Raw genomic sequence first — 5,136 nt, 5'->3', positions numbered from 1 at the left:
GCTAGGGTAAGCTGCGCGTTCCACCGTTAAAGCCTAAAACATTTCCCATGGTTAGGGCCTCAGACAGCCTCTAAGAAAAGAACGTGGTTGCCGGGGCTAGTTTATATAGACTGCCGTCTGTTTCGTTGATACCCCAGGACTGCGCCGGGTGGCCCGCCCTACGCCCGGAACCCGTTTTTGTGCCGATTGGCTCTGCGGCGCCCCTCTAAGAGTCCGCTCGGATTGAATCTGAAATAACTAGACTCAATCCGAGCGGATGCGAGAAGGAACAATACAGGTTTCGCGGTAGGGCCGCTACCCTTCAGCGTACTTAGTGCTTAATCAGCAAATCCGCTACTGCCCCCTGCGCGGCGATCACGTCGAGCGGCCCACTCGCCAGTCGTGCCAGTCCTGCTCGTTGATCGGCGCTAAGCTCAAGCACATGCTTGAGCTCAGCCACCGTCTGGGCAAAGCGTCCGGCGGCGCGGGCCACATACAGGCGCGTTCTGGCTACCGCGTCTGCCGGGCTTCCCAGCTTGAGGGTACGGCCCTGGGCACTGGTCGCCGCATAGGTCAGCATCAGCAGGTCGGCCAGCCGCAGCACCACCGCCTGCTCCTGGCGTAGGCCTTTGCCGTAGTTTTCGGCGGCCTGGCGCAGTAGACCTACGCTTAAAGCCCGCATGTCCCCGATAACTTGGGCTACGTCGTCGCCTGCGTCTTGCACGGCCAATGCTTCAGCGGGCAGCCCCGAGAGGGTACGCAACGGAATCAGCAGACGGTTGATCTCGTTGGTGCCCTCGAAGATGCGCTGCACGCGGCTGTCGCGGTACTGGCGCTCGATGTCGTACTCGCCGCTGAAGCCGTAGCCGCCGTGAATCTGCACCCCTTCATCGACGGCGTAGTCCAGCAGTTCGGTGCCCAGCACTTTGACCATGCTCGCCTCGGCGGCATGAGCTTCGATGGCTCCCAGCTTGTCCTGACCGCCCGCAACCGCTGCGTCAATGCTGCCCACCGTGCGGTAGACGGCGCTCTCGACGGCGTAAATCTCGGCAGAAATGTTCGCCAGCTTCTTACGCACCGCCCCAAAATGGCTAATCGGCTGCCCAAACTGCTGGCGCTCCTGGGCGTAGGCCAGGGCCACCGCCAGCGCAGCTTTGGCCGCGCCCACGCCGCCCGCGCCGAGCTTATAGCGCCCGATATTCAGGATGTTGAAGGCGATTTTGGCCCCGTCGCCGGGCTGTCCCAGCAAGTTTTCCGCCGGAATCTGCGCGTCCTCGAAAAACACCGCGCAGGTGCTCGACGAGTGCAGGCCCATTTTGTGCTCCTCGCGGCCCACGCGCACGCCCGGGAAGCCGCGCTCGATCAGGAAGGTGCTGAATTTATTGCCCTCTGGCGTGCGAATCTGCGCGAACACCGTGAACAGATCGGCGATGCCCGCATTGGTAATCCACATTTTGCTGCCGTTCAAGACATAGTGACTGCCGTCATCGCTCAGTACGGCGGTGGTGCGTGCGCCCATCGCATCCGAGCCGCTGCCGGGTTCGGTGAGGGCATAGGCGGCGATCCACTCGGCGCTCATCAGTTTTTCCAGATATTTCGCCTTCTGCGCGGGCGTGCCGAAGTACACCAGCGGCAGCAGTCCGATGCCCGCCTGCCCACCGAAGGTCACGCCAAAGCCGCCCGTGCCGCCCAGCTTCTCGGAAATGATCGTGCTGGACACTTTGGGCAAATCCAGGCCGCCCTCGTCCTCGGCCACCTCAGTCTGGAAAAAGCCCAGTTCGGCCACCTGGCGTAGCAATCTGGCGTTCAGGCCGTCGGGCTTGCTTTCCAGTTCGGCCATGCGCGGCATCAGTTCGCGGTCTACAAACTGCTGGGTCAGCTCGGCGATGCTGCGGGTAGTGTTATCGAAATCCTCGGGAGTGAAGGGGGCGGTGTCGCTCAGCAGCCAGTGGGTGGATTTGTTCAAGGTCGAGGTCATAGTTGGTTTTCTCCTGAGCTATTATCGCTCAATACGACAATCCGAACAGGGTGACGGCATTGCCCTCCAGGGGCAACTCACGTCGCCCAAAAATGAGAGCAAAGGGTCTCAAATGCGAGGTCAGGTCTAGGAAGAGGCAAGCAGCACAGTCCACGAATAGCGGAATTTCTCTTACGTTCTTGTCTCTCTGCTGTGCATTTGGAAACTCAAATCCCGACGTGAGTTGCTCCTGGGAACGTCTCCGAGGAGCAGTTTTGTTGTCACCAACAGAAATTGTCCTCGATCGGGGACGATTTCTCATAAAGTTTGTTAGGCTGCCAGGGAATTAGATAGTGAATCGCAGCAAGTTTATAGTCAGTGTAGTGGCAAGGCGATGCCTTGGACATATTTTTAGCATGGATTTCGATATAAACTTAACCGGAGACGGTTTTTCTCCGTTTTCATCCTGCTAGTTCACAAAATCACTTTCGCAAGAGGTCGGTTTTGCGTGAAGACGTCGCTGCCCGAAGACGGGAAGTGGTGAGAAACGGGGTGACCTGTGAAACTCCTAGGCTCAGCTCAGGATTCGATTAATTCGAGCGAAACAGCTGGAACGGCGAAAAAGAGGCTGGGGAGGCCGCTTTCCTGGCTTATCCCCGTCAAACCTTCTCATCAATATAGTTGCAAATTGCAATAATCTAACAGGGCGGGCGGGATAGGTGCGGCCCGCCCCCTTCCCTATGACGATTTCCCCCCCTATTCAACTGCTGGTCGCTCTATGGAGCCTCTGGCAATCGCTGGCAGCCGACGGCGCGGCGCGGCTGCGTGAAGAAAGCGGCCTTGACCTCAAGGAATTTATTGCAGCAGGCTACCTGCAAAGCCGGGCTTACTCGCCCGCCGAGCTGGCCGTGGATTTGCAGATGCCGCGTTACGAGGTGAGCCGCCTGCTGGGGAGTCTGGAAGAAAAAGGGTTTGTGCAACGTACCCGTGGCCTCAGCGACAGGCGGCAGGTCGTCGTGGAGCTGACTGCTAGCGGCCTCGCCGCCTGGCAACAGGGCCTTAAGACCGCCGAAGCCGTGACGGAACCGTACCTTTCGGTTCTGGACCGCGCCAAGCGCGAAGACCTGATTCTGACCCTAGCCGGGCTGGTGCGCCCCACCTGAACCCGGCTCATCTCAAGGAGTGCATCCATGCCCCAATCTAACCTGCCCACCCCCGCTTCCGGCTGCCCCTTTAGCGGTAAGACCGAGTCGCTGACCCGCCGTTACGACCGTCTGAGCGACGAAAATACCGACCCCGCCGGGCTGACCCAGGCGCAGACTTACGAGTCGGTGCGCCAGCTGCTCAAGGACGATGAGGCCCCCCAAGCGGGCTTTCTGGCCAAGTTTGCCACCGACCCCACACGCGGTATGCACCCCCCGGTGCTGTACATGCAGGGCGACGAGCATACCGAGATGCGCCGCGCCACGGCCAGATATTTTACCCCCACTGCCGTGAACAGTTACGCCCCTATGATTGCGGGCCTGTGCGACGAGATGCTAGGCGAACTGCACAGCAAGGGCGAGATGAATCTGGACGACCTGAGCCTGCGCCTGGCCGTTGAGGTTGCCGCTAATGTAGTCGGGCTGAACAGCAGTCTCCTGCCAGGCATGGAAAAACGCATTGAGGCGTTCGTCTCTACCGGGATGGACGGCGCACCGGGCGCGGTGATCAAGTCCTCGCCCCTCCGCAACGTTTCGATGGGCGGATCGGTGGCGCTGTTCTTCGGTCTGGACGTCAAACCAGCCATTGAGGCCCGCAAGAAGGCCCCCAAGGACGACCTCATCAGCTACCTGCTGGAGCGCAAGTACAGCGACCAGGAAATCCTGACCGAGTGCATCACCTACGCTACTGCCGGGATGATTACCACCCGCGAATTCATTACCCTGGCGGCTTATCAGTTGCTCCAGCGCCCCGAACTCCGCGCCGATTATGTGCACGGTACCGAGAAGGAACGCCACGCGATTTTGCACGAGCTGCTGCGCCTTGACCCAGTGGTGACTATGTTGTACCGCAAGGCCGAGAAGGATATGGAGGTTGAAGGCCAGCAGTATCCGGCGGGCACCACTTTTGCCCTTAACATTCAGACCGCTAATGCTGACCCCGCCGTGATGGGCGACGACGCCGACGAAATTTGCCCGCACCGCAAGTTGCCGCGCGGCGTGCAGGCGCAGGGGCTGGCGTTCGGCGATGGCGCTCACCGCTGCCCCGGCGCGTTCCTGGCGATAAAAGAGTCGGATATGTTCCTGCGCCGCCTGCTGATGTGGAACGACCTGGAAATTGTGAGGCACCCGACCATCGGCTCTAACGAAATCGTCAAAGGCTATGAACTGCGCGGACTGCGTGTTCGTTTAAGCCGCCAGCAGAACAACCAAGGAGCAATCGCATGAGCAAATTACCCTTAAATCAGCCTGCCCCCGACTTTGCCGGAGTCAGCGACGATGGCAGGCCGATTTCACTGGCCGGACTGCGCGGCAAATGGGTGGTCTTGTACTTCTACCCTAAGGCCAATAGCTACGGCTGCTCCATTGAGGCGCAGAAATTCGAAGCGACGCTGCCCGAATTTGAAAAGTACGGAGCGCAGGTGATCGGCATCAGCACCGACTCGGAGGGCGGGCAGGCGTCTTTCCGCGAAAAGTGCCACCTGAGCTACCCACTGCTGCCTGACCCTGACCGCACCATTTGTAAGGCCTATGGCGTGATGGGCGGCCTGACCTCGCTGATGGGCGTGTCCAACCGGGCGTCTTTTGTCATTGACCCGGAGGGCAAGCTGGTTTACGAACTCCGGAACATGCTCCATACCGTTCACGTTCCCGGCGCACTGGCTGCACTGGAAAAGCTTGGGGCGGGCAAAGCTCAGGCCTGAGCCAGAAAAGGCCGCCGACCTCAGCCAGTAATTGGGAGCCTGGCTCCTGCTCGTCAGGGGTAAGGCGGCGCTCAGGGACTTCGCTGCCGACCATCAATCAGGTGGGTCTTTGAAACCTCTGGATGGCTCTCCAGAAACTGGGTCATACGGCTTGCGGAATCTGTAGCAGCACCGTCAGTTCCATACCTTCCTTATACTGCACGGCGTGTCCTCATCCTCAACTTCTTCAGTACCACGCTGGATCAGTGTGATACTGAGTTTTATTCCTATTTTTCCACCGCTTTATCTTCTGGCT

At 59.5% G+C, this 5,136-nt stretch carries 4 protein-coding genes; 3 read left to right on the top strand and 1 reads right to left on the bottom strand.

Annotated features, from left to right (window positions below; translation table 11 throughout):
* Positions 1-310: 310 nt before the first annotated feature.
* A complete protein-coding gene (locus QZ269_RS11865; protein WP_291426917.1) occupies positions 311-1,957 on the bottom strand; it encodes an acyl-CoA dehydrogenase family protein in 1,647 nt (548 codons plus the stop codon).
* A 719-nt stretch (positions 1,958-2,676) separates the two neighbouring features.
* On the opposite strand from QZ269_RS11865, the gene QZ269_RS11860 reads away from it, so the two are divergent.
* Genes QZ269_RS11860 through QZ269_RS11850 form a run of 3 tightly spaced genes read left to right on the top strand, consistent with a single transcriptional unit; the run spans position 2,677 to position 4,841 of the window.
* Positions 2,677-3,099, top strand: a complete 423-nt coding sequence (locus QZ269_RS11860) for a MarR family transcriptional regulator (RefSeq protein ID WP_291426916.1) — start codon at positions 2,677-2,679, stop codon at positions 3,097-3,099.
* A gap of 27 nt (positions 3,100-3,126) precedes the next feature.
* Positions 3,127-4,365, top strand: a complete 1,239-nt coding sequence (locus QZ269_RS11855) for a cytochrome P450 (RefSeq protein ID WP_291426915.1) — start codon at positions 3,127-3,129, stop codon at positions 4,363-4,365.
* Complete coding sequence (locus QZ269_RS11850) at positions 4,362-4,841, top strand: peroxiredoxin (RefSeq protein ID WP_291426914.1); 480 nt, start codon at positions 4,362-4,364, stop codon at positions 4,839-4,841. The genes QZ269_RS11855 and QZ269_RS11850 overlap by 4 nt, the downstream gene beginning before the upstream one ends.
* Positions 4,842-5,136 lie beyond the last annotated feature (295 nt).

Source organism: Deinococcus sp., from assembly GCF_018260405.1.
Taxonomy (GTDB): Bacteria; Deinococcota; Deinococci; order Deinococcales; family Deinococcaceae; genus Deinococcus.
The sequence above is the reverse complement of the archived record's forward strand: the minus strand, read 5'-3'. Positions and strand labels throughout refer to the sequence as shown.

Bases quoted from the DNA above. Each gene is read 5' to 3' on its own strand.
- QZ269_RS11865 (WP_291426917.1), bottom strand. From the start codon at position 1,957: ATGACCTCGACCTTGAACAAATCCACCCACTGGCTGCTGAGCGACACC.
- QZ269_RS11860 (WP_291426916.1), top strand. From the start codon at position 2,677: ATGACGATTTCCCCCCCTATTCAACTGCTGGTCGCTCTATGGAGCCTC.
- QZ269_RS11855 (WP_291426915.1), top strand. From the start codon at position 3,127: ATGCCCCAATCTAACCTGCCCACCCCCGCTTCCGGCTGCCCCTTTAGC.
- QZ269_RS11850 (WP_291426914.1), top strand. From the start codon at position 4,362: ATGAGCAAATTACCCTTAAATCAGCCTGCCCCCGACTTTGCCGGAGTC.